The organism is Enterobacter sp. I4, from assembly GCF_022669095.1.
Taxonomy (GTDB): Bacteria; Pseudomonadota; Gammaproteobacteria; order Enterobacterales; family Enterobacteriaceae; genus Enterobacter; species Enterobacter pasteurii.
This window is the reverse complement of the sequence record NZ_JALBUO010000001.1, coordinates 1,288,149-1,313,222: the sequence shown is the minus strand read 5'-3', so window position 1 is coordinate 1,313,222 and position 25,074 is coordinate 1,288,149. Positions and strand designations below refer to the sequence as shown.

The following is a 25,074-nucleotide window of genomic DNA, read 5'->3' as shown; positions in this document are numbered from 1 at the left end:
TGTAGGCGTCGCCCTATTCACTTAATGCCTCAGATTTCGCACCCTGAGCGAATGAGTTAACTACTCGCTCGACGTCAGAAAGGGCTTTCTCAAATGCGGTAGAACCACGCGGCGTGTTAGCCAGGCGAAGCATTGCATTACGTGCTGGCTCGCTCTCATACAGCCTTGCAAGAAGCCCATACCCGCCACCAACGCCAATCAAGGCCGGGTTTGTCACAGTGCCAATTCCCATAATGAATGGGATGGTCTGTTGGCCTGTCGGAGTAGTTACTCCAGCCTGCCCTGCTCGCTTGGTTGACTCAAGGTAGTTCTTCAGCCCTTTCAGGTATGCAGCATCACGGCCTTTGAACGCGATTCCCGTCTGATTAGACATTAAATTAACTTGTCGCAGGAACTGGTCAGGTGAGCCGCCAGATTTCTCCATCGCCTTGCCGATAATGCCGTTACGCATTTGAGCGCGCCCCGTTTGACTCACTGAGCGATACAGATTCTGGACTTCTGACTTGTTCTTGCTGAAAAGCATATTGTTGACGACTTCTGGCGTCAGATCTCCTTTCATAATCACGTTCTTCAGGCGCGTATTCTGTAGCTTATTTGCTTCATCAGCGTATATAGCGTTAGCCTGCTTGTAGCGCCGCAATGTATCATTACCTAAGCTTGTGCCAATGGCATTGTCAATATCTCCTGTCATGGCACTGTATACACGATTCACTGCTGCCTCAGATCTGTTGATTAGCGCTTGTCGCTCTCCCTTTACGTCTTGTCTGAATTGGCTGCGCAAAGCACTTAACTGCGAAAGGTCCATCGCCATAGGTCCGCTAGCGCCGGCATTTCTCGATAACTCGTCTCTATATACCTTGAGCTTAGAAATTGTTTCAGTATCCGCAGCTCCTCCTAGCTTTTGCAGGTCTGCGATCTCCTTATCTATTTGCTGAATTGCTCGGTTAGGCTGAATATTTACCCCGGCCATTGCGCTCTGAACCTGCTCAAGTCTGTTTCCAGCAGCTCTACGAATACCAGACGTTTTGGATTTCAAGCTTCCAACAACAATCGATGGATCATACTCACCGAATCTTGACGCAAACTCATCCACTAACTGGCTGCGAGCTTCCTGCTGATTTGCTCGCATAGTGCTTGTGCCGGCGAATGGAATATTCTCCGCTGTGGTCTGTGCCATTCGTCCAACGCGAGAATTTGGAGGCAATACGTCTGTTGTATGAAGCGGAACGTCCGCAGAATTGGCGAATCGGATCGCCTGCTGTGCCTCTGGCGAGATTGCACCCCTTACACCTCGATATGCAGCTCCAGCAACGCGTCCAAGCTGATTAATAGCCCCACCCAGTACAACACCAGTGCCAAGGTCGGTTGCGAGTGCTGACGGTTCATTCTGTTCGCTATTTGCAGCCAGAGAACCAGCGGTATTTTCTGCAAGCAACCTAGATGCTCCCTGGGCTACTCTTCCTGAAACTCCAGCAGGTACAGATGATGCAACCCGTGATCCACTACCTAATACTTGAGGAGCCAGGCGCTCAGCTAATGCCGCCGCTTTAGAAACTCCTCCACCTATCCCTACTGGTGCAAGGTAGGGGATTGCTTCGGCGAAGATTTTACCCTCTGTAGTCTGTGGGGTAAGAGCGCCCTGCTGAAGTCCCATTTCCTGAGCAAGACCTTCCGTGGTTACACGCGGCGCAGGCTGATACGTCCCATCACCTAATCCCAGCTTATTGCCAGCCCAAGCACCTGCACTTACTACCGCATCAGCCATTGATGCAGGGATGTTTGCCAGGTTAACGCCTGCTTGAAGCAAGCCACGCCCTGTTTCTGCTGCCGCATTGCCTAGGTCAGACAGGAATCCGCCCTGTTCTTGTGGTTGAGCTTCCTGCTGCGGTTGCTGTACCTGGTGAGGCTCTGCTGACGGCACTGGATATGCAGCATAGAAAGCCTGTTTAGCCTGCTCTGCATTGCTGCCAGCCTGAGGAGCAACTACCTCATTAAAGTACTGCTCCTGTGCCTGTGCTTTTTGCTCTGGTGCCAATGCCTGATACTGCGGAGAGGCAATAACGTCTTTCCATGCCTTAGCCATTAGTCACCCCATAGTGAAGAGAAGCCGGTGCTTTGCTGTGGTTGTTGAGCTGGTTGAGATTGTTGCGCTGTTCGGGAAGGCTGTGACTGCGCACTGCGATTACCAACGTCTACGCTGTACTGCTGGTTGTAGTTGTCGGTGTACTGCTGAATATCGCGCAGAGATTGCTGCATTGCTTCAGGGCTTGAGTAGTCGACCTGAGGCATGCCCTGAAAATACATCTTCGCTTCTGTTACGGTGTTGATGCCTGACGCGCCCATATCCCTTGCGGATGCAATGCCCTGGTTCTGCATCTTGCCCTGAATGCGCTTAGCGGCGTTGAATAATTGGCGCTGCTCGCCACCACCAAGACGGCTACGAACTTCAGCATCCCATGATGGAGAGCCGTTACCTCCTGTCACGCCAGTCATGAAGTCCAGCTTGTCAGTTGGCGCGTTAAGGATTGCGTTCAGGTCTTTCGACATTGCGTAATTCTGCGCAGATGCTGCAGATGTTGCCGGCGCTGCGATTGAGCTTGCTGGAACACGAACGGTGTTACCTGCATTGTCTACACCTTCATAGAAAGCGTTCTGACCAGCACCGTGAAGCTTGCCAACGATTTGCACGGTACGCCCATCTGACAGTTGTACGGCGCGCCCGTTACTGCCTGCATTGCCAGATGCGTTTGCTCGCTGGTTAGCCATATCCTGACCTCGGCGCGCTGTTGCTGCTGATATGTCCTGACCTCGTGCGGTAATATCCTGCCCACGACGCTGTAATGACTCTCCAGCCTGATTGCTACGGATAGTTTCGTTGAGCTTATCTCTGTTTAGGGCCTGACCAACGATTTTGTCCTGAGCATTGAAGTAATCGACCGGCCCAAGCGCCGCCATGCCAAGATGGTCTACAAATTCACCGAACTGTTTCGGATTCTGCTGGTAGGTTTGTGCGATATCAGATGGGTCCAGGCCTACTCGTTGCAGGTCTGCCGAGTTGTTCTGCAACCATGCTCCCATTGCTTCTGGTGAAGTGGCAGCGAGACGGGCAGCCGCGGCAAGATTGCCAACCGTAGCGCGCTGGTCTTCGTCGACGAACTTCATTCCATTGCGAACAGCATCAACCTGGTCAGGGAATTGCGCAGCCAGTTGTCGCATAGCATTGCGATCACCTGATGCGTAGGCCTGACCATAAGCCTGCTGGAATTGCTGCTTTCGCTGAGCCTGCTCCTGCTGATTGTAGATATCCATTACCGAGCCAATGCCCTGCAACGCCTGCAAGCCAATGTTGTTGCGGCCTGAGCGCTCATCTTCATTGTTCTGACGGATGAAGGCGAGTGCTGCATTTGCATCGCTGGCCTGTGGTGCGTTTGTATTTACGCCACCAAGACCTGCAAGCAACCCGCCCGGGTTACCTGACTGCTGCCATGTAGCCATGATTTCCCCTTAGAAAAGTGAACCAAGCGCACCAATGCCTGCACCGATTGCCGTACCCCAGCCAGGCATGATTGCGGTACCAGCTGCCGCACCTGCTGCTGCCCCTCCCAGCGCTGACTGGAATCCTGATGGGCGGTTAGCATTTGCCGCTGCTGCATTGGCCTGCTGCTGATACAACTGGCTGGCTTTGTTGGCGTAGTTCTGTCCTGCCGTAGCCTGGCCTGTCAGCGCACCAAGACCAATATTTGCCAAGTTCTGGTAGTTATTCATCTGACCAGAAAGCCAGTTCTGACCCAGCGTTGGTGCAATGGTTGCTAACTGGTTGCTTGTTGCGGTAGAGCCCAATCCGCCAGTTGCTTCGGCAGCGTTAAGGCTTTGGTAGCGCGCCTGGTTAGCGAGGTCTTTGTATTGCTGTGAGTTGTAATACTGATTAAGCGCATTACCCTGCCCCTGAAGCGTGGAAAGGTTCTGCAGCTGAGATACGTACTGCTGTGCAAGAGGCGTGAACGGTGCAAGGTTCTGCATGTTCGTTTGCCACATTTCACGCTGAAGCTCGATGCCTTTCTTCGTTGCATCTGCCTGCGCGCCAGCTCCGTTATCACCACCTTTCTGATACACCGCTTTGTTAAGGTGCTTATTGGCAATTTGATGAATTAGCATTTAATAGCTCCTCATATTTCGAGCGAGGTAATTGATAGAGGGTAATTCCGACAGGTTTCCCATTGCTCATATAGGCATCGTCCAGATGACCAATGCGTGTAGCGCCAAGCAGACGAATCAGTGCGCGTCCATATTTTGTAGTGTCGGGGACCATCGTGACGCTGTTCAGGAATGGGGAGTTATCGAGAAGCCATTTGCAGAATAACCGGTGACCACTGAGGGCGTATTCACCGCGAAAGCCAGGAGAGTAGATGGCGTGACATTCAACAACGCTGTGCCAGAAGTTACGCACTTCATGAACGCCAGCCAGCAGAACGCCTTCGTAGATGCCGAGATATACTGCATCGGGCTTGATGAAGTATTTTTCTCCGCTGTCGACGATGTTTCCTGTGTTTTCTGGGTTATTGAGAAATTCTGCAAGCTTCACCGGATTATCGATGAGCTTTATGTGCATTATGCGTTTATCAACCCGTGACCGGATGTTGCTCCTACTGCGGTTTGCATCGCTACAGCCCACTGCCTAATTTGCTGTAGACCAGTTGCAATTGCCTGAATCTCAGACTGCGTGTACGTGGCGCTAACGGTGTACGTCGTGCTTCCATTTATTCCGGCTTTAGATGCGGTGCCGGTTGATGCTGTCCAGCCTGTGTTACGTGCGCCGACAACCTTAGTTCCTCCGACAGAGTAAGAGTTAGATACGCTCAGAGGTGACGCCAGTGTTTGTAATGCTACGGCTGATTTTGAAACGTAATCCCCTTGTAGCGCGGTGATATTTCCTTCTGCCGCAGTGACACGAGTCGTCAAAGAGGAGACGTTGGTCTGTAACGCTGAGACATCAGCCTGTAGCGTAGTGATGTTTCCTTCCGCTGTCGTAACCCTGACTGATAGAGCTGAAATTGCAGAAGTGTTTCCAGTTATGCGTATTTCGTGATCGTCTACTTCAACGCGTAACGCTGAAATCCGGCTTTCATGGTCCTCAAGTATTACATCTTGCTGTTCGTTCTTGACAGTCGCCTCATAAGCCAGTTCTCCTGCATTATTTGCAGCATCAGCAAGACTGAGCATGTCCGTGTTTTGCTGAATGATATAGAGGCGATATGGCTGGCTAAATGTATTGGGAAGTATTGAAGAGTCAACGCGCCGTGATTGCACGTTAACCTTTACCGGTTCATCTGCCATCACTCTATCCTTACCTGGCACCCGCTAAGCGTCACAGGTGATGAGGTGATAATTCGTATCTTGAATCCGATGTTCTTGCGGATGCGACCAAGGCGTTTCCAGATAGCTCTCTGGTCATATCTGAAAGGGGCATTCCATGGAATCATCTGTTCACGACCGTAGTTAATCCCATCCGTGGTTGCCGAGATAAACATGCGCTCTGCGAACTGTGATACACCTGTACTGGACTCAAGCTCAAAGTCGAATACGCGGGCGTTGTCAGCCTTAAACAGCGGTGTATAGAGCAAATGCTCCTGCTGCTCTGTATACTGGCTGGATATAGATTTATCCATCACGCCAAGCTGACCGGTTAGCTTGTCACCGCAGGTTATCGTGTTGCCTTCATACACCAGATCTACAGCACGATAAACGTCGTCGTTGAAACCCGTTTTGAGTATTGCCCACTGCGCCCCGCCCTGATTGACTGAACCGTCATAAACCATCACATGCCGTGGCAGGTGAATCAGCAGCAGCTCGTGAGCTTCGAATCGTGTTGTTTCCATGTATGCGGAAGCCAACTCGTCAGCGCTGTAACTCTGGAGGATTTTCTCTACAGTTGATGTGGCAATCTGCTGAACAGCGCCCGAGTTAATCAGATATACCGAGGGCGCTCCGGTTGCCGGGTGGCTGATGATTGCGTGGGTGTCGGCGTATTTCGTTTTGCAGTAAGTGCCAGCAACTCCCTTCTGCACCATCATTGACGGTTGAGACTGATAAATTGCAACCCCTACCGCAGATGCATTCCCTGTCAGGTTGAAGTACTCGATGGTCGACGTGCCAAAGCAAACCACGAAGTCACGCCAGTTATCTATACCGATGATTCCGTCAGGCTGACTCTCAGCACGGTATTCGGCGGCGTAACGATCTGGCTTGGACTCGTCCTCAAGGTCGCTAACGAAGAATGAGTCAGTTCCGTCTTTGCTCCAGATGTAACGAGAGCGGTTTCGACACATATCCCGCAAGCTGCCGAGCTCATACTGGACATAGCCAGTTGATGTAGGCCAGTTGCTGAGGATTTTTGTCGTTCCGTCATAGCGAAACAGAGTCATGGTTCCATTGGCACCGATTCCCTGGCTGTTATAGCTGCACGCCATGCTAACCCTGGCGCTTCCTGCTACATCTCCAATTGAAGAGCCTGATTTGTACAGCTTTGTACCGCATACCCGATACACAGCATTCTCATGCGTGTTATACATTGCGCCGCGGCTAACTCCGGCGACATCCTGAAGCTTCTTAATGCCAGGGAAAGAACGCAGATAACCGTTAGAGTTGAGCACCTCTTTCGGCGTTGCCAGCATGTTCACCGGCAGGAAATCAACATAATCGGCATTGGTGAAGTCTTTGCCGACTCCCTTCATTAACGGCAATTGCTGAATCGGCATTTACTCACCTATGGATTTGGTACATCACCGTCTATTGGTGGTAGGTCGCCAGGGTAGTAACGGTCTGATGTGAACACGTCATACTTATTACCTTGACCAACAGGGAAGTCACCACGACGGCGCATTGATGGAACGACAAGGGTATCTGTCAGAAGTGCGTCATAAGATCGCTGGGCGTTCGTAAGAACACTTGCTGATGGCTCAAGGTTATAGTCAGAAAGAATGCGCAGCATTAACTGGTAACCAACGGCCTGCATGTATTTGCGAGGTAGTCCGGAGTCATCGTCCGGCAACGGCTCCTCACCATCCGCCGCGAATAAATATCCAATTTCGCGAGGGTTAATCTGCCACTCGTACATCATATTTTCGAGGTCCTGAATGGCATCCTCGACGGACTGTGGCTCTACATCAGTCAGGGTGGCATTTGAGGCAATCGCTGGCTTACGCAGTGCAAATAGTACGATTTCACCCTTTGTTAGAGTCGTCGCCATTGTCTGCCGCCTTACGTCCGCGTTTGGTTGCTGGCTTGAGGTCATCGACTGATGCGACAAAGCCGAGCTTTTCGTAAATCGGGAAGTCTTTCTCTGCAATAACAGCCTGAACATGACCGGCTTCGTTATCTGCGCTAAGGAATACACTCATGCGATCCATATCGTCTCCTCAAAAAGAAAGGGGCCGAAGCCCCTTGTGATTACGGGTTGCCGAAGAACTGACCGCCCATGTGAGGGTTAAAGCACACATAAGCTGGCAGCAGGTCGAAACGCATTTTCTGTACGTTAGCATCACCGTCTGAGTATTTGTGCACTCGGATGGAGAAACCTTCGTAAGTTGCGACTGCTGAGTCGATGCTATTCAGTTTTGGCAGAGGGATGGTGCCGAGGCCGCAGAAGAACTTGTTATAGAACAGGTTCGGCTTCATGGTCTGACCGGCAGTACCAATTACAGTTACGGCATCACCGGCTGCAACCTGGCGGCTCACTGCGTTGTACTGAGGGTTAGTGGTGTCGTAGATTGGGACGCCAGACAGCGTAACAGTAACCGCGCCACCCGCAGTGGAGTTAGCATCCGCCAGGACAGTAGCGGTAAAGCTGATTGGGGTTGAGCCGTTATACAGAACCTGCTTGCTCTGCTGTTGCAGCCAGTAGGTGTTGGTGAACTTAATCTGATCACCGGCTTTCAGGAATCCGGTAACAGATGCGGTTGCGCCAGACAGTGTAACAGTGAACTGATAGGTATCTTTCACCGCGTTGTAAGTAACGGTCGGCGCGGTAGATACAGTCAACGTACCGCCAAATGCGCCCTGAGTACGTGACGCCAGGCCATTAGACATCAGCGCACGGATGCCGCCGAAGTTAGAGGCAATCTGTGCCTGCTCCCATGCGGTGCGTACCAGCTGATCAGATGCATGCAGGCCAGACTGAGCATCAGCCAGGCGCTGTGCGGACCATGGGTCCATTACCGCATAGTTCTCACCTTCCTCAACGCCAAGGTCTTTCAGGAATGATGCAGTCTGCGCAACATCGGACCATTTGTTGATTGGGGTGTTCGGGCTGCCCAGTGAAAGAGCGCCGTTGTTCATCATGAATTTGGCAAGCTCGGTCTCCAGGTCAGTGACGATGCGCTGGCGAACTGGAGCCAGAATCTCGTCCAGCTGGTTTAGCTTGATAGCCTCTTCCAGTTGACCGTATTCAACCGCTACGGTGATGTAGTTACCGACTTTACCAGTGGCTTTACCTGAAATCAGGTTGTTCTTGGCCTGACCGGAAATGTCACCGGTTGCAGTGCGCAGAGACGCGAACTGGTGCGGACGTTTGAAGCTTACGCTATCGCCGGTGCTGGAGTTGATTTCACCTGCCAGCAACTGGCGGTCTACGGTTTTAGCGAGAACCAGATCGGACATGAAGCCCGGCAGGAATTTTTTCAGGACGATTTGACTGACGTTGCTGTCGAGATTGTTAGTAGCCATTAAGCAGTTTCCTTTATTCGATGATTGCGCCGGGACATTTTTTGTTGAAGTCGTCTTGTTTCGCATCAGCGCCGCCACCTCGAACTTCCGGCTCTGGTTTGATGGCTTTCTTAGGCTTCGGTGCAAGATGTACTTGCTTGCTAATCTGACCTAAGAGGAATGCTGCGCGAATTGGGTCTGTCTCAGCGGCTACACGCTGGCGTAGTTGCTGGCTCTTACCTAGCCCGTAGGCAATCAGTTCTGAGCCTTCGTCGGCACAGTGAATCAGTATTTCCTTATGCAGGTCTGGCACCTCTGCTCTCACGATTTCCTCCATCTCCTGGTAATCTTTCACCGGGAGTTTGGCGGCTCGCTGCTTATGGGCTTCTACCCGCTGCTGGAAACGTTGCTGATATTCCTGTTGCTGGCGTTCTTTCTGCTGCATCTGCTGCTCGGCACGGCTTTTCTTCTCATGCCAGTCAGTCATTGCCTGTTCAAACGCTGCCTCGTCGTATTCGCACGACTCAAGCGTCGGCTTAGGAGGGATGGCGTCTGATTGCTGCTGTGGTTGCTGCTCTGCTGGCCTGGATTGGACTTGCTCAAGCTGACGTCGCAGTTCCCGTAACTCTTTATCTTTCTCGCGGTTGTTCTTGCGTAAATCTTTCACCCACTGAGGTGCAGGTTGACCATCAACGTGATCGTCATCCTCTTCCATCAGTGGAATTTCTTCATCACCGACGCGCAGGGAGTATTCTTCCGGCTGCTCTTCGGCCTGTTCACTCTCGGTCTCCGCTTTCGCTTCCGTTTCCTGGACTTTCTCCTCAGGTTGTGGCTGCTCAGTGGTTACTTCTTCGGCTGATTCCTGTTTTTCAGACAGGTCAATAACCTGACCGTCGATGATCAGTTCGCTTTCCATTGATTGCTCCTGCTTAGCTCGGCATTGAGTCTGCCGGTGACTGTGGTGATGTAGGTATTTGTGATTGTTGCGATTGAAGGACTTCATTCAGAAGCTTGATAGCATCCATGACGCCCTGTTTATTGATGTGTTCAGCCTGAGAAAGCTTGTAAACAACGTTTGCCTGGCTTTCCTGAGCATCTTGCTGCGCAGTGAACGCCTTGATGAGTGTGTTGCGGGTCTCATTGTCAGCTTTCTTCTCTTCGGCCTGCGCTGCAACCAAATTAGCCTGTGCAATGAGCATTTCAGGGTTAGGCTGATTTGCCGCCGCCTGCTGTGCCTGCATGACAATCTGCTGCTCTTTCTCGTTGCGTGGCTTAACAATGCCAGAGGTTAGAAGCTGGTTGCGGTTGTACTCTTTGAAATCATCCAGACCTTCACCGTCGATGTTATCCAGGATTATTCCTTGAATAGCAGGGCGCATAGGGTCATTTGGCAACATCGTGCTGAGTACATTCGTCAGAACTGATACCGTAGCATCACGCCGCGCTGTGTAGCTCGGACCAACATCAACGGTGACATCGTATCGACCAGTAGACAGGTCATTCAGTGCAACTACTCGCCCGGTCTGACGATCGAGAACCTGCGCATTCATCAGTGCGATGTCGTCAGTGCCATCCTCGTTGACGACGCGAACCTCGCGATCTGAACCGTAAACCTCACGAGCCATGGACAACCAGACCTCACCTGCACGTTTCAGGCTCTTTGCCATGTTGTCCAGGTAGATGAACGATGCCATGTCTGAACGGTTCATCAGGTTGTTCACCGTCTCCTGTGCAATGTTGCTTGGCATCTGCTGCATTGCCTGGCTGCCACCGGTTACTTCCTGAATGTCAGCACTGGTCTGCTGAAGTAACGCCGCCAGAGCCTGATTCATTACTGCTGGCTGCGTGTAACCTGCTGGCGTTGCACCTGCAATGATGTTTCCGGCCTTGTCCTTCACTTCACGCAATGGCAGGAACGCAGGACGTTTCTTATTGCGAGCCTCCCAGTGCTTCTCAAGGCCTCGTATCTGCTCCATGCCGACAATAGGGATTTGCCCTGGGTCTTGCGCTGCCGTATCGGCCAGCATAGACACCTGGAGGTTGTATAGCCTCTGTGGGTCCATGGCTTTAGCAATATGACCTTCGACGCGCTCAATGTCGTCAATGAACCAGCGCTTGCCATACACAGGGATGAGAGGGATGTGCTCACCAGGAATACGGCGCGGCTTCTCAAGGAAGTTCTGTCCGTCAACTACCGAGACATAGACTCTGCGACGCTTAACAGAGCGACGCGCAACCTCTTCGAAGCCTGCTATAGCTAGCTCATCCTGAATGTCTTCAATCTGGTCGCTGTCGTAGGTGGCAATCTCACCAGTTAGCGGCTGGCGATAACTGATTACGTCTACCGACTCCTTGCGAACTTCGTAGTATTTAGCGATGTACACTACTTCAGGCTCGAACCAGTCATACTCCCAGCTTGTCATTGTCGTTACGTCGAGCGATGACGGCGGAGTCTTGCCATACTCAGCCTCGTACTTCTCAGGTGAGAGCGAGTACATGCAGAACGCCCACATAGCATCTGACTTGTCGTACTTCTTCGCGTCAGGGTCGAACCACACTGATCGTGACGGGTCGTAGATTGGCTCGATAGCGATGCGCTGGCGCTCGTCCATCGGGTCATACTCATTGACCAGCATCGACGTTAAACGGAAGCAGCCAAAGCCACCCGTTGCAGCATCATCGAATGCGTTATCACATGCTTCACCACCGTCAGTCTCTTCGTAGTCAGCGCGGAACAGGCCGTTCAGCTTGTTCGCTAACTCTTCGCTGGCCTCTTTGTCGCCCGGGCGAAACTTAACAGTTATGCGGTTATTACGGTACTCAGCAATGATGCGGTTAAGCTCAGTCGCTACCTTGTTAATCTCAAACTTTGGGTACTTCTCAAACTGATCATCAAGCTTGGTTCCCGCTGCCGTTGCTCCTTCCCATTGACCGCCAGGGACACGAGCGAATCGCGTAGCCTCAATGCACTTTTCGCGCACGTCTTGCTGCGGCGTATAGGCGCGGTCAAACCTGAGCATGACGCGCTCATGTTTTTTCTCTAATGTCTCTGCCATTTTTACCAACCGGAGGATGAGGGAACGTAGATGTCCGTTTCTTCTGGAGCTAATGCCGGGCAGTGCATGCACATCATCAGTGCGTCTGCCAGGTTAGGAGATGGAATGCCAAGCTTCTGCTTCATGTCTACTTTAGTCATGAGCTCGAGCTTGCCGTTACCGTTAAATTTGCGTTGTATCTGTGTGAGTTCTGCGAATAGCTTGTCAAGCATCTTCTCGCCGATAGCTTCCTTGTCGAAACTCAGCATTTCGTCAGGGTCAGCGTATTCACCATGCTCTACTGCCCGGTACGTCAGATAAAGCCTGTCAGCCAGCGTGTAATAGAACTGTGCTCGCTTGTTGCGGAATACATCACCGATGGTTCGGATGTTGTCACCCTGCACTACTTCGTCAGCCCATGCCCCGGCCTGATATGGTGCGTCTTCATCGAATGGAGATTCGCTACCCTTGAACATCGTCACGGTTACTTTCTTACCGCTGAACGAATCTGTTATCTGCCGACGCAGACCAGCGCCTAATCCGTCTCCGTCAAACAGGAAGTGATCAGCGTTGTCACCGATTGCCAAATCGGCAGCCCAGTCAGCTCCTTCATTGACATCCATCAACGTGCCTTCAGCTATCCGCTTAACCACTGAGCCGTGACGCATTGCATATCCTTTGGCATCCGGCCCTGTGTCTGATGGGTCGTGAGCTGCGATAACTGCACCTCTCGCTTTCCATCCAAGACGCCTGTGCGCATCTGTGGCTGCTTCCAGCCATTCACGACTGATGATTGCCATATCACTTGCGCTTACTGGCTCGCCTAGCCAGATGTGACGATACAGGGTAGGGTTACGCCGCTTGCACTCCTCCATCTCCAGGCGAAGAACCTCAGGGAAGTGCGGGTTATCGGTGTAGTTCACCGTCAGCAGGCAGATGTCGTCAGGATGGTCGACAACGAAACGCTGATAGGTGTCGTCAAGAATGTTCTTCGGGTTGAAGCTCACCCATATCTCGGAGTGCGGCTTACGAATTGTTGGAATGAGGATATCCCATGATTCCTTCGTTACCGCCTCAGCTTCTTCTACCCAGCATATGTCGATGCCTTCAAGAGATTTAATCTTCGTCGGGTTGTTCTTAATGCCGTAGAACATGAACTCAGCGTTAGTGCCAAGATGTCGAATCATTGAGCGCTGTATTTCGAACTCAGCCGCATAACCTTCACGCTCTATTGTGTCCTCAAGCAACCTGATTACTGAGTCACTAATGCTGTTCTGCAATTCACGAGCGCATAGGATTCGAACCGCCTGACGCCTTGCTGCCTCTATAAGTAATCTTGCTATTGCCCATGACTTACCGCTACCTCGACCGCCCTTAGCGACTTTGTAGCGATGCGCCTCGATGAACGGTTGGAAGATAGGGTTAATCGTTGTCATTTTCCGAATAGCGTACTCATTGGTGAGGTTTCAATCTGGATAGCTCCACCATCCTTGCCGACAATCTCATTGGTAATTTTGTCACCGTATTTCTTTGGAGCCATTCGCGAGAGGATCCACTTGCGCGTATCAACCTGTAACCTTGCTTTCGATACAGCCGCACTCTCTTCAACCACCGCGTCAGCGATATCCATCATTTCTTCAAAGATGGCATCAGCACGACTCTCTGTGGCTTTCGCGTACTGGTCTCTAAACTCAGAATGTTCTGCTATCCAGCGGAATATGGTTGCCTTTGCTGGCATGCCAGGACGTTTGCAGATAGAACGAATGCTTTCACCATCAGAAAGCCTTGAGCATATGTCGGCGGCTACCTCTGGTAGGTAATCAGAAGGGCGACCGCCTTTGCTTCTCTCAGTCGCCATAGTTCATTACGCCTTAGTGAATGCTTGTGCGTACTCTACTGTGCGACCCGGACCCATCTGAATAACGCTCATGTCACCCAAAGGAAGGAAGCCAGCAGTAATCTTTTCGTTGCATTTGATTGTGAAGTCAGCACGGTCCTGGCTTACTACGATGTCGTAATCAGTAACAGTCGTACCGCCTGCTGCTACCACCTGGAAGTATTCCGTCTTGCTGATAGTTGCATGCACACCACGTAGACTTCCTTGCGGGAAACGTGATGCAGCAATATGCGCTTTAACTACCGGCACGAGGTTAGCGACAGAGCCAGCCGTTGCTGTCTGGATAGATGTAATTGCCATGATTGTTCCTTTAGCTGATAGAGACTTCGGCTGAGTCGCCGTCATTTGAAGCGGTTCGAATCCACGCGATAGTAGGCGGGGTTATCGTTGCCCAGTTATCATCGTTATCGGTCAACATGTGACCCTGCCAGAAGCCATTTCCCGGATTGGTTGTTGCATCCGCTAAGCGCACGGCTCCAGATAGCACCTGAACTGTTTTTGTCTGCGTTCCGTCAGTTACCTGAATCCATGCAGAGCCAACCGTTAGCATCGATGTGTTAATCGCCATGGTTAACTCCTTTACGTTAATGGCTGCATGAATACTTCAGAGATGGTTGCTGTGGTTCCTGTTGTTCTTCGTACTGCGCAATAATGGCCAGCAGGAACAAGCCAGGTTAACTGACCTCGGTCACCTGAGCCCATTCCTATAGATACTGCTATACCGGTTAGAGATGACCTGAATGAGGCAACTCTCTTGGCTGTTGCAGTATTACCTGAAGCAACGTCAGCTGATACTGGGCCTACCCATAGCTCGACAACATCAGCCAGCGTTGCGGCCAGTGTTATTGAGTAGGCAACATCAATCATCACAGAGAGGAAGTGAGGCTTCGTTGTGTCTATTGCCCGGAATGAGGTTCCGAGCGTTACCACAGTTGTGATGCCTGTACCAGGAGATAAGCCGACGCCTTGGGGACCAATTGAGCCAGTGGCACCGGTAGCTCCAGCTGGTCCTGTTGCACCAGTAGCACCTGCTGGGCCGGTTGGTCCTTGAGGTCCGGTATTGCCAGTGTCACCTTTTAGACCTTGTGGTCCTATTGGCCCTTGCGATCCGGTGGCCCCAGGCATTCCATAAACCCGGCCTTTATAGATAACCATCTCATACCCCTTACGGTTTATGCGAAAAGGTCTAACACTTCCTTAGCTTCACGGATTGCTTTCTCGGTCTTAGCAAGAGCCGTTGTTTCATTGGCTGTTTTGGCATATGCATCCTTGAACAGCTCAAAGTTCAGCTCGCTACCGGCAATAAACTCAATGGCCTTTTCGGTAGCCGCGGAGTCATTCATCACCAGGCGGTAGACTTCGAGCTTCAGTTTCTGTGCATCTGTCATTTGTGTAATGTCTGCCATTGTTGGCTCCGTTGGTTGCTATCCCGTGATGGGGATGAACGAAAGAATCAGGATGATTGATGAGGTTGCCAGCGTTATGAAAGATGTGAACGCAAACGCGTAATGCATGAAGATGATTAATCTGTCTTTGGCTGAGTGCTTTGGTAGCGGGTGGTTAAGAACGTCATCGCGTATGAGTGACATTCCGTAGAGCAGCGTTATTTCACGCTCTCGTTTTCGCATAATGAATCCCACTTGTCGTTGTAGGCATTGACCGCCTTCACTGTCCTTGCATCCATCAATTCAGGGTCTTTGCCGTGCGTGATAATCGGTCCGAATGCTGTGCAGGCTGAATCAACGTTGATGTACTTAATCGTCGGTGTGGTATTTTGATTTCCGCATGCGGTCACGAGCAGCGTCATCAGAAAGAGACTGATTCGTTTGGTCTGCATCTTTTGCAACCTTAATGATTGTGGCCTGCTTATCAGTTGCAGCTTGAGACTGCTTCACGGATTGGTTAGCTGATTCAACTTCAGCCTTTGCTTTGGCCTCTGTTGTTCCTTTGCTCTTTCCGCTGAACCATGCGGCCAGCACAGCAACGATGATCCCAGCAATGCCGAAGATGTATTGCCAGCCTGATGCGATAAGGTTTGTCATTTCCCATCTCCCTTATCTTTTGGTGGCTTCTGCAAGGTCATCCTCGACAGAACGCCAACAACCATCAGGACAATCGCACCGACACGCATCCAGCTTGAGGGGATTTCAGCTTTCCATTCAGGGGGAAGTTCAAACCAGATTGTCGGCAGAGCACCAAGCGCCAGAATCACTTTCGTTGAATTCCATCTCCACCAGTGCCGCCAGTCATCAACGAGTCGAAGTTTCATAGCAGCCCCACATATGCATTCATCTCACCGGTGCGCATCACCTCGGCATGACGTTTGGCGCGATTAGGTGTTTGCTTAGCCCACAGGCTTGATAGCATTCCGTTGGCTGCGCCTGCATAGTTACCCGCTGCGACCATTGCCAGCGTGTTCTTGAATCCTGCCAGTCCATTAACACCCATCTGGTAAGCCATGCTTATCAGGATGTCTCTGCGAGCCGGGTTACAGGATTTCATTGCAGCAACAATGGAAGGATTTGCGTTCATCTTGCTAATAGTGGTTTTGACGAATGACTCAAGCCATACGTCACCAACATCTCGCGGAACGGTGAAGGTGTAATTGCTTAACGAAGCGCCCTTAGGGCCAATCTTGATACCGCAAGCAACTGTCGGATAGCCTTCGGTATCAATGTAAGGTTTTTCACGATAACCCTCTTCGTAATTAAGCAGGGGGATTATTTGACTCATTGCGCCGGTCTCCGTACTGCATCCGTAGAGCGTTTTCTTCTCGGCGATCTCGTTTTCGTTGGTAATGGAGATTTATGGCGAACGTAAAGACTGCCAGAACGAAACCGCCGAGAGCCAGCCATTCATTTAATGACATACTCCCCGCCAGAAAGGTTGCCCCAGATGTGGTGTAAGCAGCGGCAGTGGTTACTTTGTCTGCCATATTTTTCATTCCAACCTCCAGAACATCAGGAGGATTTGTTCAAATTAGGATTATGGATGATGGTGATCAGAACAAATCCAGGATACATTTTGCGGTAACGTGGTTTGTTCGTGACTAAAGGCATGAGCAAATCAGGCAAGAGGCTGTTAGCGCAGTCTCTTGCCACCCATCTTCACGAAGCCCAGCCATAGTGCTGGGTTTTCTTTTTTGCAAAGCGCATAGCACCGTAGCCACAGCGGATAAGGTGAGGGTATTGTCTGTCTGGTATTTGGTGGGATGCGCTTTCAGAAAGGTCGTGAAATAAAAAAGGCCGCCTTAGCGACCTAGTGATGACATGCTCTTGATTACTTCTAAGCTTTTCTTGGTTAGCCTATACTGCCTTTCCATTTCTTCTATAGCAGCTTCTTCCTGCATTTTATTTGGCTTTACATCCTTAGGCTTGCGTGACCACTTCCACATCACAATAAGGAATATCACTGCTGCAATAGCCTGAATTATGTGAAGTATAATGCTAACAATATGCTCTGTGTCACTCATAACAACCTCGCCTAGTTGCTCGTCAATGTTCGCTATGGCAGGCAGTGACGATACTGCTTTTCGGGAGCTACCCTATCCATAGCAAAAAAGCCACCGGAGTAACTTAAGAGTCACTAACGGCAGCTTACCCTGTAATTATGGCTAAATGGCTAAAAGGTTGTCAAGCCTTTTAGGTGCAACATGTTTAACTTTCTCAACACGTTTGCGACTTTTAAAGGCATCTTGCATGGGTTGATACAAAACGAAGAGTGAGGCTTTGAGGATTTCGTCAATCTCGTTTCTGCAAGTTGCCAGAGACGGTCGACGCCATCCTTCTCCACTTCTGCCGCACATCTTGCGTGGTTTTGCAGTCGCATGGTAGTACGATGCAATTGCTCTCTTGGAGGAACCGTGAGAGTAGTAGCTGAGAAGAATACCAAAGGCCTTTGTGTCGATGCGCATAACGGAATCTACGACCTGAGAAATCAACATTCCGTCATCGTCATTGCACATTGGCCTTGTCATTACTCGTGATGGCTCTACTCTCTCCATAAACTGCGCTATAACGCTGCTCATGCGTTTTTCTAATCGACCCGAGTAAACCCATGCACCCCACAGCTCAAGCCAGCCATTAAGCCAGTCATTCTGTTCTTTCGTCAGGTTAAGTTCACGCACTCCCATTATGCAGCCTCCGGGCCATCTGGCTTGTTGAGGCCCAAGCGATTAACCAGCTCACGGCGACGCTCTGCCAATAAGGTCACAGCTCGTTCCGCATCTGCAATCTGCGCATCAATATCCTTGAGCTTCTCCATGTCTGCGTGACGCTGCCACTTAACCTGCTGGATGTTAGTTACTGAGCACATACGGGTTCTCCTACTAAGCTATCTAACTGGCGACGCATCATCTTGAGTGCTCCATCAGGGAATGGCTGACGGGCTAATCCTGCGAAGATGGCGCGGATTTTCTTGTCGCGGATGCGCTTGAGTAACTCTGTCACTGTTGCGCGGATGGTGGCGTTAATCTTGCGGTCTTCGAGCTGTGCGAATCGAACGGATAACTCCACTGTGACCAGAGCATCCAGATATTCCTCACAGACCTCTCTGCTTATGTCTGTCATGCTGCCTCCTGCATAACCTGCTCATGACTCAGATACAGGCCCCAGCAACTGACAAGCAAACGTGCTTTCACCACCGCTCTCTCTTCGTTGCACCACCGGCAGAACCAGTTAACCGCACCTTCAATTTCCTGCTTAACCTTGCCGGCATTTTCGAAATGAAGCGGATAGACAACATCATCGAAAATTGCCGCTGTGGTCATTGGGTATTGGATTTTGCTCATGCTGCCTCCGATAGCTCTGTAATCTTGATTTCAACCTGACCACCCTTCACTTTTGCCGCACGAATCACGCGAATATCATCAAACTGCTCGTCGTCCTCAGCGAATGAGGCATGGACAAGTGAGTCGAGGAGACATTTCAAAATGTTGTCGATATCTCTGCGCCGGGAATCTGGCACTGCGGCGATGATTTTGATGCGGAGTCGTGATTTTGTGAGGATGTCGAGATTGAGGATTTTGATAATCTGGATAACTTCTTTGCGGTACTGCTGCCCTTTCTTGCTGATGTAATACCTACCTCCTTGCCGTCGCCAGTATGTGTTTACGCTGGGAGGCCATGGAAGGATGAAGTTATATTCATTCATATCTTTATCTTCCTCTCCTTGCGCAAAATATCCTGAGTTCGCATCACGCCTTCGAGGTGATAGAGTTTTGCATCACGGTTATCAATTAGGTGCGTGCGGCGATCAACCTCATCGTGACATGCGCTACATCCCCATGCTGCTAGTAGGTCATCTGGCTTCATTCCAGTTCCACAAATGCCTGCCATTCGGTAATGAGCAAGAACTGTAGTTTCAGGGTTTCCGTTGCATACGCCATAAATCCGTATCTGGCATTCACGACCACGGGCTTCTTTACGAAGGTTTGCCATCTTCTTCCTCCGTCATTGAGTTATTAGGATCACGATAAATCAGCCATTCATCCACGCATTCAGAGCATGCATAGGTTTCCTCTGGCGTAAGTTCCTTCGTGCAGCCAGCGCACAACGTTCGACGTATGCTTTGCTGCTCGTAGGATTGGGCTTCGTGTGGGCTAAGCATGTGTGGCGTCCTGCATCATGAGGAAGACAATCATAGCGGCGCGGAGAGGGTTGTCGTCATAACAAGACTTCATCGTTGCGTTGTTAAGAGCATAAGGTTTGAATTCCCCGTCTTTCCATTCATGCCACTCAATATTTATTTTATTTCCAGCGATAATCGGCCATGCGTCTGCCGGGTTGTTGCAGTGGTCAACCAGAGTTTTATTGTCTGAAAGAAGAATTGTCGCGTCATCTTGCATGATGATTCGTGCGTAACTGCTTAGCTCATGTCCAAGCTCCTTACACACCATCATGTTTATCTGTGCGTCATGTAACTGTGAATAGTCCATATTAATGCACCCTCTCGCTAACTGGCTGTTCGTCATTGCTGACGATGCTGATAATCAGGCTCTTTCCGCCGAAGTCGACGCAAAGCGTTTTGTCTTCTTCATCCTCAAGCTCGCCTTCCAGATAATCAGCTATTGAGTTGACCAGCAGGTCAATGGGGTCGATGTCGTCTACTGATGCCTCTGTAAGCAGGTCATCAAGTCGGCCCTGGTAATCTTCGATAAGACTCATAGCTATTTCCTCGCACGGTCACGCAGCCAGCGGATATCCCACAGGTGCGCGGTGTAGTTGAAGGTTATTACGTCTGATTCGGTAGGTGCTGGCTTGGGTTTGTTTCTGGAGCGTTTGGTGGGGATGAATATCAGGTTGTCCATTGCGATTTGGGTTATGCTTCGTCGATGTCGACTCATTCATACCTCCTGTCAGTGAATCTGACGCTCTGACCTTCCGCCCAAGCCATCGTGTACTCGATAAGGCTCGACATACGGCCTACGCTCATCTCTGCGCTGCTCTCGCGAATGTTGACGTACTCACCCTCTAACCCGGGCACAACCTCAGCCTCCTGCTTTGTAGCGACTGCATGACCGCTAATCAGCAATACCTTCCACTGTTCAGGCTTAAGTTGCTTTCCGCACCATGTGACCTGCCGAGCGATATCGCCCAAAAGCGCGTGAAATTTCGCGTTCTGGTCAATGTTGCGCTTGTAGTCAGAGATTCGAATGGTGACGGGTCGGTCGTTGTCGAGAGGTGATGCGAGGATGGCGTTTATTGCTGACTGCTGTTGCTGCTTACTTCGAAGGAAGATTGTCTGCTTCATCTCCTGCTCTCCGGTTCCATGAACTGATTGCATCTTCGCGACCTAACTCTTCCGGACCTTCCCCGCCACAATCTCGGCAAATGACTGAGTTCCAGTCGCGGCCTGCGTGATTAATGATAAGGTCTTTTGAGCCGCAAAACGGGCACGGCTTTAACTCGCTCATACTCACTCCTTCACTTTGATTCCAGCGGCGCGGATGGCGCTTTCTACGCTATCTGCATCCATTGTATAATGCGGCATGTAGTGCTCGTACGGGCTTAATTCTATCTTTGGCGGTAGCTTTATATCGATAGCTTCTCGACTGGCTTTCCATGCTTGCCAATACATCTCAATCATATTGGCGTGGCCCGAATTGCTGGCCTTTATGCCATGATAATTCTCAAGCCACGATTCGAAAGCCTTTCTTGATTCGTCCATATTCCTCTCCATCACTCGCCCAGCACTTTCAGCGCGTTAGCAATCTCTTCAATCGGGTCATCAGCCTGATTAAGGATTTCCCATACTGAATCGTCTTCTTCTACTTCGTAGTACGCCATGAGCGCATCGAAAATCACGCCATAATTAATCTCTGATACTTTCATCATTCCTCTCCATCATCGTGCTGGGGTGTTAAAACTCTTCGTGGGTAATCTTTCCGCAATGCGCACATTGCATGCGGTAAACTGTGGTTATTCGATAAGGTCGCTTAGATGTCGAATATTCGAAGTGCTGGCGGGATATCTCTCCTATCTGCTTCCACTGGTGCATCCCAAAGAAGCACTTCCAGTTTCGCGTGTCATTCATTGAGCCCTAACCTCTCTCAGTCTCTGGTTGATAAATGCAGTCATCTGATTAGCACAGCCAAACGTAAGCGGTGCATTCTTGCGATACAGCCAGACCTTACCTTTATCTAACCATTCCCGATAAACCTCACCCTGCTTGCTCAGCGATGCCAGAATCTGCGCGGTCATTTGCAGGTCTACTCCGGTTGCTGCTGAGATAACCGATGATGTACCTTCGCTGCCGCCATCTAACCAGTCCAGTATCGACTGGCGACGGTTAGCATGAAGCTCAGTCAGACGATAACGCTTGATGCCGTTATGGACGCTGTGGATTTCAAGCTGGCCTGATTCTGTGAGTTCGCGGAGTAGTTGGGTGATGCGGGATTTTGGTGCGCCGGTGAGTTGGTGAAACTCTCTTGCTGAAGTTGGTTTGTTGCTCTCTAGGTGGTTGAGTATTTTGTCTCGTGTGTTCATACGTCGGCTCCTGAATAGCGCCGGCCTTTTTGTTGTGGCTGGCTTGCAGCTGTGCATTTCGCTCTGGCTTCTTCCTGGTCGCATCCAACAAAGTGACCATTTCGGAATCCCTGATACACAGTTCCAAGGGAGCCGAATCGGTTTTTCGTCACGATGATTTCTGCATATGGTGCGGCCTGGCTGTTTTCGTCATACACAGCCTCGCGATACAGCATGATGATTGAGTCTGCATCCTGTTCGATACTTCCTGAATCGCGCAGGTCTGCGTTGGTTGGTCGTTTGTTAGGGCGTTTTTCAACTTCACGGGATAACTGGCTTAGTGATACGACGGGGGTTTTAAGCTCCTTCGCCATAGCCTTCAGGCTTCCGGAGATGTGAGCAATAGCCAGGTCGTTTCGTTCTGCTTTTGGCTTCTGAATGAGGCCCAGGTAGTCAGCCATGATGAGAGAAAGGTGTGGATTCTCCTGCTTCAGGCGTTCTGCGATCGACCTGATTTCCTCAACCGAAAGTCGACATGCATCGACAACCCACACATCAAGGTCAGCCAGCCGTCTCATCCCTTCAGCTACCCTTCCCCACGCCTCGTCGTTCATGCGCGTTGGGTTTCTCAGTGCGCTAACTGACATCATTCCTGCTCCGGCAATACTTCGCTCGGCAATCTGCAATGCGCTCATCTCCATCGAGAAAATCAGCACCCCGCGCTTTTGCTCTGAGTTAGGCAATGTCCTGCTTGCGACACTTTCTGCCAGTTTGAGCGAGAACTCCGTTTTTCCCATGCCCGGTCGCGCTGCAACGATGATCAGGTCTTCGGCGTTAATCCCACCTAGGATTGCATCAAGCTCATCTATGCCGGTCTTCAGGTTGTCTGACTCTTCACCGTTGCGCAGGCGCTTATCAAGCGTCTCTGTGTAGTCGGTGATGATATCGCCAAGGTGAACAGGCTTAATCTCGTCACGCGGCTTTCTGATGGCTGACAGGCGCTTTACCAGTTCGTCCATGGCCTGTCCTGATGCGTCGATGGTTCCGTTCTCGATAGGGTCTCGCATCTCGCTTATCAGTTGCAGCACCAGTCGACGGTGGTAGTTATCAGCAACCATGCTGGCGTAGCCTTTCAGGTTTGCGGCACTCGGACACGACCGCGCAGTCATCATCACGTCGGTAGCATGTTCATCTCCACATTCCTCAGCGACCATCAGTGCGTCAATCAGGTTACGGTTGCGAGCTTGCTTGCAGATAACCTCAAACGCTTTCCGATAGAGCGGGATGGAGAATGCTTCAGGTTCAAGCGTCGCCAGAACGTCGCCGGCTGCCGGCGTTAACCCTCCCAGGAGTAATCCGCCGATAACACTGGCCTCGATATCCTGTCTCATAGTGTTCCCTCACGAATTGCGGTTAATACTTTCGGTTGCAGCAGGTAATCAAACGTCGCCACCCAGCCACGGTCGTTATCACCGAAATGGAATGGCCTAGCAGCGGACATGAACGCTTTCACGTATGCCCGGTAGCCGTCGATGTTTTTGGTAGCGAGAGAGTTAATCAGCTTCTTGAGTTTGCGCTGGCGCCCTGCGTTGGCCTCTACAGCGTGAGGTAATCTTTCACCCACGATTTCGTTGTAGGCTTCGAGATACTCGTTGTAGTTGATGCGAACGGCCTTTCGCTTTTCAGGTTTAGAACCCTCAGCACATCCCCCTTTAGGGGGTAAGGGGGTATTTGTATTTATTGTCTTTTGAATATTGTCTTTTGTGTTTAGCTGAGTTGGCTTATACCCATTAGCTGACTTGGCTAATGTTTTATTAGCCGTATTAGCTAATGTTAAGCTGTCTTGGCTAATCCACTCTGAGACCACCTTGTTAACGCCAATTCTCACCCCGTCCGCAATGAGAAACTTTCGCTCAATCAGCTGACGTTTTGCGGCGCAGATATGCGTGTGGTGAATACCGGTCATTGCTGCTATCTGCGTGTTTGTGAGCCTGTCCATTGGCTTATTGAATCCGTATGTCTTGCGCATGATAGCGAGCATTACCTTCAACTGCCTGGCGGTTAAATCAGCCATCAGTAAGCTGTCTGTAAGCTCGTTAGCAACGCGCATGAAGCCATCTTCGGTATCTGCCACGCGATGCTCCACAACCTCAAGGTGAGGCTTTATAGGTGTTACGGTTGCGAGATTACTCATGACCTTTCTCCTTCTGCATCAGCTTCACTTTCTCCAACTCAGCCCGAAATCGACCAGGCTGCTTGAAGCTGGACAGGAAGCGATCACGTAGTATTTTTTTGTGCATTTTGTCCTGGTAAGGACTGAGTGGTTTTGTCATTTTTCCGCCTTGAGAAATATTATCCAGTGCGTTTTGTCGGACTTACCCGTCCTCTGTCCAATAAGAGGTTTTTCAGGCGTTAAGGTGATTACCTGACTTACTGGAATCTGAGTTTCATTCCATTTGAAGATGAGAACGCCGTTAGGTTTTAAGACTCTGAACGCTTCAGCAAAACCAGCGCGCAAATCTTCACGCCATGTGCCACGGTTGAGCGCTCCATACTTCTTTCTCATCCATGCGTTTTCACCTATGCTTTCGAGGTGGGGAGGGTCAAACACAACCACAGGGAAATGATCATTTTCAAAAGGCAGATTTCGGAAATCAGCAATTATGTCTGGACTGATAATTAGCTTTCTTCCGTCGCAAAGAACATGCTCTTCTTCACGTATATCTGTGAACACCGCTCGTTCATCTTGTTTATCAAACCAAAACATCCTTGAGCCGCAGCACATATCTAGAACTAACTGCTCTGATGTTTGATTTAACTGTTTCTCATATGCCATAATTACTCCTGTTACTTGGCGTAACACAGTGTGATCAGGCCTCAAACGTTACCGCGTTTGGGGCTTTTTCTTTTGTGAGATAACTAGCCAGCCGCTTTGTCAGCTCAGCCATTTCCTCGTCTTCGATTCCGTATTCCAGAACCGCCAGCATCATGCTCACCTGAGAGAAGAAACCGTTCTTCCACCGGCTTACCTGGTATTCAGGAATTCCCATGGCTTTAGCGAATGTCTTCTGACCCATCAGAGCCAGCTTGTTTAGCAAGGTCGATTCGATACGAGCCGCCTTCTTGCTTTGAGTTGCAATTCCATTCATGCAATATATTCCTTAGTTAATAAGTAAATACGCATCGGTTGATGCGTTGGTTGTAGGGACGAAACATCCCTGGCCAGAAGTGTTAAAGAGCAGTGTTACTTAAGCGGCTTTGCCGCTTTTGGTTCCGTACTGTAACCACACAGGATCACAGTTAAGAGCCATCGCAATCTCAAACAAGAAACGTGGGCGCTTGGTTACTCCAGCCTCGATAAGCTGAATTGACTGTTGCTTTACGCCTGCTTTGTTAGCCAGCTCAGTCTGAGTCATCTTCAACTGAACTCGTTTCTTTTTGAGGCGTTCTGACAGAGTTTGCATATCGCCTCCTTCAA

General features: G+C 50.5%; 40 protein-coding genes. All 40 read right to left on the bottom strand.

Going from position 1 to position 25,074, the window contains the following annotated elements; translation table 11 throughout:
* Positions 1-13: 13 nt before the first annotated feature.
* Positions 14-2,083, bottom strand: coding sequence for a lytic transglycosylase domain-containing protein (locus tag MOQ06_RS06370; protein WP_242172047.1), 2,070 nt, complete (start codon positions 2,081-2,083; stop codon positions 14-16).
* On the bottom strand, positions 2,083-3,495 hold the full coding sequence (locus MOQ06_RS06365) for a phage DNA ejection protein (protein ID WP_242172044.1): 1,413 nt from the start codon (positions 3,493-3,495) through the stop codon (positions 2,083-2,085). The genes MOQ06_RS06370 and MOQ06_RS06365 overlap by 1 nt, the downstream gene beginning before the upstream one ends.
* Positions 3,496-3,504: 9 nt before the next feature.
* Positions 3,505-4,155 (bottom strand): DNA transfer protein, encoded by a 651-nt coding sequence (locus tag MOQ06_RS06360; protein ID WP_242172043.1) that lies wholly within the window; start codon positions 4,153-4,155, stop codon positions 3,505-3,507.
* Entirely contained in the window at positions 4,130-4,609 is a 480-nt protein-coding gene (locus MOQ06_RS06355) for a DUF2824 family protein (protein ID WP_070134167.1), read from the bottom strand. The genes MOQ06_RS06360 and MOQ06_RS06355 overlap by 26 nt, the downstream gene beginning before the upstream one ends.
* Complete coding sequence (locus MOQ06_RS06350; protein ID WP_242172040.1) at positions 4,609-5,334, bottom strand: phage tail protein; 726 nt, start codon at positions 5,332-5,334, stop codon at positions 4,609-4,611. The genes MOQ06_RS06355 and MOQ06_RS06350 overlap by 1 nt, the downstream gene beginning before the upstream one ends.
* Entirely contained in the window at positions 5,334-6,755 is a 1,422-nt protein-coding gene (locus MOQ06_RS06345) for a packaged DNA stabilization protein (protein WP_242172037.1), read from the bottom strand. Before MOQ06_RS06345 ends, MOQ06_RS06350 begins: the two co-directional genes overlap by 1 nt.
* An 8-nt stretch (positions 6,756-6,763) precedes the next feature.
* On the bottom strand, positions 6,764-7,246 hold the full coding sequence (locus MOQ06_RS06340) for a packaged DNA stabilization gp4 family protein (protein ID WP_242172034.1): 483 nt from the start codon (positions 7,244-7,246) through the stop codon (positions 6,764-6,766).
* On the bottom strand, positions 7,221-7,406 hold the full coding sequence (locus tag MOQ06_RS06335; RefSeq protein WP_242172027.1) for a hypothetical protein: 186 nt from the start codon (positions 7,404-7,406) through the stop codon (positions 7,221-7,223). The genes MOQ06_RS06340 and MOQ06_RS06335 overlap by 26 nt, the downstream gene beginning before the upstream one ends.
* A 40-nt stretch (positions 7,407-7,446) precedes the next feature.
* Positions 7,447-8,721 (bottom strand): P22 phage major capsid protein family protein, encoded by a 1,275-nt coding sequence (locus MOQ06_RS06330; protein ID WP_242172026.1) that lies wholly within the window; start codon positions 8,719-8,721, stop codon positions 7,447-7,449.
* 13 nt (positions 8,722-8,734) lie between these two features.
* Positions 8,735-9,616, bottom strand: coding sequence for a phage capsid protein (locus MOQ06_RS06325; protein WP_242172023.1), 882 nt, complete (start codon positions 9,614-9,616; stop codon positions 8,735-8,737).
* A gap of 13 nt (positions 9,617-9,629) precedes the next feature.
* Complete coding sequence (locus MOQ06_RS06320) at positions 9,630-11,756, bottom strand: portal protein (protein WP_242172019.1); 2,127 nt, start codon at positions 11,754-11,756, stop codon at positions 9,630-9,632.
* 2 nt (positions 11,757-11,758) lie between these two features.
* Positions 11,759-13,171, bottom strand: coding sequence for a PBSX family phage terminase large subunit (locus MOQ06_RS06315; protein WP_242172013.1), 1,413 nt, complete (start codon positions 13,169-13,171; stop codon positions 11,759-11,761).
* On the bottom strand, positions 13,168-13,593 hold the full coding sequence (locus MOQ06_RS06310; RefSeq protein WP_242172012.1) for a ubiquitin carboxyl-hydrolase: 426 nt from the start codon (positions 13,591-13,593) through the stop codon (positions 13,168-13,170). Before MOQ06_RS06310 ends, MOQ06_RS06315 begins: the two co-directional genes overlap by 4 nt.
* A gap of 6 nt (positions 13,594-13,599) precedes the next feature.
* A complete protein-coding gene (locus tag MOQ06_RS06305; RefSeq protein WP_242172010.1) occupies positions 13,600-13,932 on the bottom strand; it encodes a DUF1737 domain-containing protein in 333 nt (110 codons plus the stop codon).
* A 10-nt stretch (positions 13,933-13,942) separates the two neighbouring features.
* A complete protein-coding gene (locus MOQ06_RS06300) occupies positions 13,943-14,200 on the bottom strand; it encodes a hypothetical protein (RefSeq protein ID WP_070134178.1) in 258 nt (85 codons plus the stop codon).
* A gap of 604 nt (positions 14,201-14,804) precedes the next feature.
* On the bottom strand, positions 14,805-15,038 hold the full coding sequence (locus MOQ06_RS06290; protein ID WP_242172007.1) for a DUF2560 family protein: 234 nt from the start codon (positions 15,036-15,038) through the stop codon (positions 14,805-14,807).
* Positions 15,039-15,386: 348 nt separating this feature from the next.
* Complete coding sequence (locus MOQ06_RS06285) at positions 15,387-15,674, bottom strand: hypothetical protein (protein WP_242172006.1); 288 nt, start codon at positions 15,672-15,674, stop codon at positions 15,387-15,389.
* Positions 15,671-15,901, bottom strand: a complete 231-nt coding sequence (locus MOQ06_RS06280; RefSeq protein ID WP_047741102.1) for a hypothetical protein — start codon at positions 15,899-15,901, stop codon at positions 15,671-15,673. The genes MOQ06_RS06285 and MOQ06_RS06280 overlap by 4 nt, the downstream gene beginning before the upstream one ends.
* Positions 15,898-16,365, bottom strand: coding sequence for a glycoside hydrolase family protein (locus tag MOQ06_RS06275; RefSeq protein ID WP_242172005.1), 468 nt, complete (start codon positions 16,363-16,365; stop codon positions 15,898-15,900). Before MOQ06_RS06275 ends, MOQ06_RS06280 begins: the two co-directional genes overlap by 4 nt.
* Entirely contained in the window at positions 16,340-16,576 is a 237-nt protein-coding gene (locus tag MOQ06_RS06270) for a holin (RefSeq protein WP_047741100.1), read from the bottom strand. Before MOQ06_RS06270 ends, MOQ06_RS06275 begins: the two co-directional genes overlap by 26 nt.
* Positions 16,577-17,245: 669 nt before the next feature.
* Positions 17,246-17,764, bottom strand: a complete 519-nt coding sequence (locus MOQ06_RS06265) for an antiterminator Q family protein (protein ID WP_090393305.1) — start codon at positions 17,762-17,764, stop codon at positions 17,246-17,248.
* Entirely contained in the window at positions 17,764-17,946 is a 183-nt protein-coding gene (locus MOQ06_RS06260) for a hypothetical protein (protein WP_242172004.1), read from the bottom strand. The genes MOQ06_RS06265 and MOQ06_RS06260 overlap by 1 nt, the downstream gene beginning before the upstream one ends.
* Positions 17,934-18,200, bottom strand: a complete 267-nt coding sequence (locus MOQ06_RS06255; protein WP_063448341.1) for a hypothetical protein — start codon at positions 18,198-18,200, stop codon at positions 17,934-17,936. Before MOQ06_RS06255 ends, MOQ06_RS06260 begins: the two co-directional genes overlap by 13 nt.
* Complete coding sequence (locus MOQ06_RS06250) at positions 18,197-18,421, bottom strand: protein ninY (RefSeq protein WP_088569393.1); 225 nt, start codon at positions 18,419-18,421, stop codon at positions 18,197-18,199. Before MOQ06_RS06250 ends, MOQ06_RS06255 begins: the two co-directional genes overlap by 4 nt.
* Positions 18,418-18,783: a RusA family crossover junction endodeoxyribonuclease gene (locus MOQ06_RS06245; protein WP_242172003.1), complete on the bottom strand. Its 366-nt coding sequence runs from the start codon at positions 18,781-18,783 to the stop codon at positions 18,418-18,420. Before MOQ06_RS06245 ends, MOQ06_RS06250 begins: the two co-directional genes overlap by 4 nt.
* Positions 18,780-19,070 carry a DUF1364 domain-containing protein gene (locus tag MOQ06_RS06240; RefSeq protein ID WP_242171999.1) on the bottom strand — a complete coding sequence of 97 codons (291 nt, stop codon included), beginning with the start codon at positions 19,068-19,070 and terminating at the stop codon, positions 18,780-18,782. The genes MOQ06_RS06245 and MOQ06_RS06240 overlap by 4 nt, the downstream gene beginning before the upstream one ends.
* Positions 19,054-19,239, bottom strand: coding sequence for a protein NinF (locus MOQ06_RS06235; protein ID WP_242171997.1), 186 nt, complete (start codon positions 19,237-19,239; stop codon positions 19,054-19,056). The genes MOQ06_RS06240 and MOQ06_RS06235 overlap by 17 nt, the downstream gene beginning before the upstream one ends.
* Positions 19,232-19,567 (bottom strand): phage protein NinX family protein, encoded by a 336-nt coding sequence (locus tag MOQ06_RS06230; RefSeq protein ID WP_242171992.1) that lies wholly within the window; start codon positions 19,565-19,567, stop codon positions 19,232-19,234. Before MOQ06_RS06230 ends, MOQ06_RS06235 begins: the two co-directional genes overlap by 8 nt.
* A gap of 1 nt (position 19,568) precedes the next feature.
* Positions 19,569-19,796, bottom strand: a complete 228-nt coding sequence (locus tag MOQ06_RS06225; protein ID WP_242171987.1) for a hypothetical protein — start codon at positions 19,794-19,796, stop codon at positions 19,569-19,571.
* A gap of 2 nt (positions 19,797-19,798) precedes the next feature.
* A complete protein-coding gene (locus MOQ06_RS06220; RefSeq protein WP_242171984.1) occupies positions 19,799-19,975 on the bottom strand; it encodes a NinE family protein in 177 nt (58 codons plus the stop codon).
* Positions 19,972-20,382 (bottom strand): recombination protein NinB, encoded by a 411-nt coding sequence (locus MOQ06_RS06215; RefSeq protein ID WP_242171982.1) that lies wholly within the window; start codon positions 20,380-20,382, stop codon positions 19,972-19,974. Before MOQ06_RS06215 ends, MOQ06_RS06220 begins: the two co-directional genes overlap by 4 nt.
* Before the next feature lie 165 nt (positions 20,383-20,547).
* A complete protein-coding gene (locus MOQ06_RS06210; RefSeq protein WP_242171981.1) occupies positions 20,548-20,799 on the bottom strand; it encodes a hypothetical protein in 252 nt (83 codons plus the stop codon).
* 11 nt (positions 20,800-20,810) lie between these two features.
* Entirely contained in the window at positions 20,811-20,966 is a 156-nt protein-coding gene (locus tag MOQ06_RS06205; RefSeq protein WP_176210191.1) for a hypothetical protein, read from the bottom strand.
* Between the two features lie 195 nt (positions 20,967-21,161).
* Positions 21,162-21,617 carry a transcriptional regulator gene (locus MOQ06_RS06200; RefSeq protein WP_242171979.1) on the bottom strand — a complete coding sequence of 152 codons (456 nt, stop codon included), beginning with the start codon at positions 21,615-21,617 and terminating at the stop codon, positions 21,162-21,164.
* The gene (locus MOQ06_RS06195) at positions 21,614-22,987 is read right to left on the bottom strand and encodes a replicative DNA helicase (RefSeq protein ID WP_242171976.1); all 1,374 of its coding nucleotides are present in this window, start codon (positions 22,985-22,987) and stop codon (positions 21,614-21,616) included. Before MOQ06_RS06195 ends, MOQ06_RS06200 begins: the two co-directional genes overlap by 4 nt.
* Entirely contained in the window at positions 22,984-23,790 is an 807-nt protein-coding gene (locus MOQ06_RS06190) for a replication protein (RefSeq protein WP_242171973.1), read from the bottom strand. The genes MOQ06_RS06195 and MOQ06_RS06190 overlap by 4 nt, the downstream gene beginning before the upstream one ends.
* Positions 23,783-23,929 carry a DUF2740 family protein gene (locus MOQ06_RS06185; RefSeq protein ID WP_242171969.1) on the bottom strand — a complete coding sequence of 49 codons (147 nt, stop codon included), beginning with the start codon at positions 23,927-23,929 and terminating at the stop codon, positions 23,783-23,785. Before MOQ06_RS06185 ends, MOQ06_RS06190 begins: the two co-directional genes overlap by 8 nt.
* Positions 23,926-24,432 (bottom strand): class I SAM-dependent methyltransferase, encoded by a 507-nt coding sequence (locus tag MOQ06_RS06180; RefSeq protein WP_242171966.1) that lies wholly within the window; start codon positions 24,430-24,432, stop codon positions 23,926-23,928. Before MOQ06_RS06180 ends, MOQ06_RS06185 begins: the two co-directional genes overlap by 4 nt.
* Positions 24,433-24,466: 34 nt before the next feature.
* A complete protein-coding gene (locus MOQ06_RS06175) occupies positions 24,467-24,745 on the bottom strand; it encodes a CII family transcriptional regulator (protein WP_180249361.1) in 279 nt (92 codons plus the stop codon).
* Positions 24,746-24,844: 99 nt separating this feature from the next.
* Positions 24,845-25,060 carry a helix-turn-helix transcriptional regulator gene (locus MOQ06_RS06170; RefSeq protein WP_070134198.1) on the bottom strand — a complete coding sequence of 72 codons (216 nt, stop codon included), beginning with the start codon at positions 25,058-25,060 and terminating at the stop codon, positions 24,845-24,847.
* Positions 25,061-25,074 lie beyond the last annotated feature (14 nt).

What these genes read in the sequence shown, in the direction of transcription:
- MOQ06_RS06370 (WP_242172047.1), bottom strand. Translation starts at nt 2,083, where the DNA reads ATGGCTAAGGCATGGAAAGACGTTATTGCCTCTCCGCAGTATCAGGCA.
- MOQ06_RS06365 (WP_242172044.1), bottom strand. Translation starts at nt 3,495, where the DNA reads ATGGCTACATGGCAGCAGTCAGGTAACCCGGGCGGGTTGCTTGCAGGT.
- MOQ06_RS06360 (WP_242172043.1), bottom strand. Translation starts at nt 4,155, where the DNA reads ATGCTAATTCATCAAATTGCCAATAAGCACCTTAACAAAGCGGTGTAT.
- MOQ06_RS06355 (WP_070134167.1), bottom strand. Translation starts at nt 4,609, where the DNA reads ATGCACATAAAGCTCATCGATAATCCGGTGAAGCTTGCAGAATTTCTC.
- MOQ06_RS06350 (WP_242172040.1), bottom strand. Translation starts at nt 5,334, where the DNA reads ATGGCAGATGAACCGGTAAAGGTTAACGTGCAATCACGGCGCGTTGAC.
- MOQ06_RS06345 (WP_242172037.1), bottom strand. Translation starts at nt 6,755, where the DNA reads ATGCCGATTCAGCAATTGCCGTTAATGAAGGGAGTCGGCAAAGACTTC.
- MOQ06_RS06340 (WP_242172034.1), bottom strand. Translation starts at nt 7,246, where the DNA reads ATGGCGACGACTCTAACAAAGGGTGAAATCGTACTATTTGCACTGCGT.
- MOQ06_RS06335 (WP_242172027.1), bottom strand. Translation starts at nt 7,406, where the DNA reads ATGGATCGCATGAGTGTATTCCTTAGCGCAGATAACGAAGCCGGTCAT.
- MOQ06_RS06330 (WP_242172026.1), bottom strand. Translation starts at nt 8,721, where the DNA reads ATGGCTACTAACAATCTCGACAGCAACGTCAGTCAAATCGTCCTGAAA.
- MOQ06_RS06325 (WP_242172023.1), bottom strand. Translation starts at nt 9,616, where the DNA reads ATGGAAAGCGAACTGATCATCGACGGTCAGGTTATTGACCTGTCTGAA.
- MOQ06_RS06320 (WP_242172019.1), bottom strand. Translation starts at nt 11,756, where the DNA reads ATGGCAGAGACATTAGAGAAAAAACATGAGCGCGTCATGCTCAGGTTT.
- MOQ06_RS06315 (WP_242172013.1), bottom strand. Translation starts at nt 13,171, where the DNA reads ATGACAACGATTAACCCTATCTTCCAACCGTTCATCGAGGCGCATCGC.
- MOQ06_RS06310 (WP_242172012.1), bottom strand. Translation starts at nt 13,593, where the DNA reads ATGGCGACTGAGAGAAGCAAAGGCGGTCGCCCTTCTGATTACCTACCA.
- MOQ06_RS06305 (WP_242172010.1), bottom strand. Translation starts at nt 13,932, where the DNA reads ATGGCAATTACATCTATCCAGACAGCAACGGCTGGCTCTGTCGCTAAC.
- MOQ06_RS06300 (WP_070134178.1), bottom strand. Translation starts at nt 14,200, where the DNA reads ATGGCGATTAACACATCGATGCTAACGGTTGGCTCTGCATGGATTCAG.
- MOQ06_RS06290 (WP_242172007.1), bottom strand. Translation starts at nt 15,038, where the DNA reads ATGGCAGACATTACACAAATGACAGATGCACAGAAACTGAAGCTCGAA.
- MOQ06_RS06285 (WP_242172006.1), bottom strand. Translation starts at nt 15,674, where the DNA reads ATGACAAACCTTATCGCATCAGGCTGGCAATACATCTTCGGCATTGCT.
- MOQ06_RS06280 (WP_047741102.1), bottom strand. Translation starts at nt 15,901, where the DNA reads ATGAAACTTCGACTCGTTGATGACTGGCGGCACTGGTGGAGATGGAAT.
- MOQ06_RS06275 (WP_242172005.1), bottom strand. Translation starts at nt 16,365, where the DNA reads ATGAGTCAAATAATCCCCCTGCTTAATTACGAAGAGGGTTATCGTGAA.
- MOQ06_RS06270 (WP_047741100.1), bottom strand. Translation starts at nt 16,576, where the DNA reads ATGAAAAATATGGCAGACAAAGTAACCACTGCCGCTGCTTACACCACA.
- MOQ06_RS06265 (WP_090393305.1), bottom strand. Translation starts at nt 17,764, where the DNA reads ATGGGAGTGCGTGAACTTAACCTGACGAAAGAACAGAATGACTGGCTT.
- MOQ06_RS06260 (WP_242172004.1), bottom strand. Translation starts at nt 17,946, where the DNA reads ATGTGCTCAGTAACTAACATCCAGCAGGTTAAGTGGCAGCGTCACGCA.
- MOQ06_RS06255 (WP_063448341.1), bottom strand. Translation starts at nt 18,200, where the DNA reads ATGACAGACATAAGCAGAGAGGTCTGTGAGGAATATCTGGATGCTCTG.
- MOQ06_RS06250 (WP_088569393.1), bottom strand. Translation starts at nt 18,421, where the DNA reads ATGAGCAAAATCCAATACCCAATGACCACAGCGGCAATTTTCGATGAT.
- MOQ06_RS06245 (WP_242172003.1), bottom strand. Translation starts at nt 18,783, where the DNA reads ATGAATGAATATAACTTCATCCTTCCATGGCCTCCCAGCGTAAACACA.
- MOQ06_RS06240 (WP_242171999.1), bottom strand. Translation starts at nt 19,070, where the DNA reads ATGGCAAACCTTCGTAAAGAAGCCCGTGGTCGTGAATGCCAGATACGG.
- MOQ06_RS06235 (WP_242171997.1), bottom strand. Translation starts at nt 19,239, where the DNA reads ATGCTTAGCCCACACGAAGCCCAATCCTACGAGCAGCAAAGCATACGT.
- MOQ06_RS06230 (WP_242171992.1), bottom strand. Translation starts at nt 19,567, where the DNA reads ATGGACTATTCACAGTTACATGACGCACAGATAAACATGATGGTGTGT.
- MOQ06_RS06225 (WP_242171987.1), bottom strand. Translation starts at nt 19,796, where the DNA reads ATGAGTCTTATCGAAGATTACCAGGGCCGACTTGATGACCTGCTTACA.
- MOQ06_RS06220 (WP_242171984.1), bottom strand. Translation starts at nt 19,975, where the DNA reads ATGAGTCGACATCGACGAAGCATAACCCAAATCGCAATGGACAACCTG.
- MOQ06_RS06215 (WP_242171982.1), bottom strand. Translation starts at nt 20,382, where the DNA reads ATGAAGCAGACAATCTTCCTTCGAAGTAAGCAGCAACAGCAGTCAGCA.
- MOQ06_RS06210 (WP_242171981.1), bottom strand. Translation starts at nt 20,799, where the DNA reads ATGGACGAATCAAGAAAGGCTTTCGAATCGTGGCTTGAGAATTATCAT.
- MOQ06_RS06205 (WP_176210191.1), bottom strand. Translation starts at nt 20,966, where the DNA reads ATGATGAAAGTATCAGAGATTAATTATGGCGTGATTTTCGATGCGCTC.
- MOQ06_RS06200 (WP_242171979.1), bottom strand. Translation starts at nt 21,617, where the DNA reads ATGAACACACGAGACAAAATACTCAACCACCTAGAGAGCAACAAACCA.
- MOQ06_RS06195 (WP_242171976.1), bottom strand. Translation starts at nt 22,987, where the DNA reads ATGAGACAGGATATCGAGGCCAGTGTTATCGGCGGATTACTCCTGGGA.
- MOQ06_RS06190 (WP_242171973.1), bottom strand. Translation starts at nt 23,790, where the DNA reads ATGAGTAATCTCGCAACCGTAACACCTATAAAGCCTCACCTTGAGGTT.
- MOQ06_RS06185 (WP_242171969.1), bottom strand. Translation starts at nt 23,929, where the DNA reads ATGACAAAACCACTCAGTCCTTACCAGGACAAAATGCACAAAAAAATA.
- MOQ06_RS06180 (WP_242171966.1), bottom strand. Translation starts at nt 24,432, where the DNA reads ATGGCATATGAGAAACAGTTAAATCAAACATCAGAGCAGTTAGTTCTA.
- MOQ06_RS06175 (WP_180249361.1), bottom strand. Translation starts at nt 24,745, where the DNA reads ATGAATGGAATTGCAACTCAAAGCAAGAAGGCGGCTCGTATCGAATCG.
- MOQ06_RS06170 (WP_070134198.1), bottom strand. Translation starts at nt 25,060, where the DNA reads ATGCAAACTCTGTCAGAACGCCTCAAAAAGAAACGAGTTCAGTTGAAG.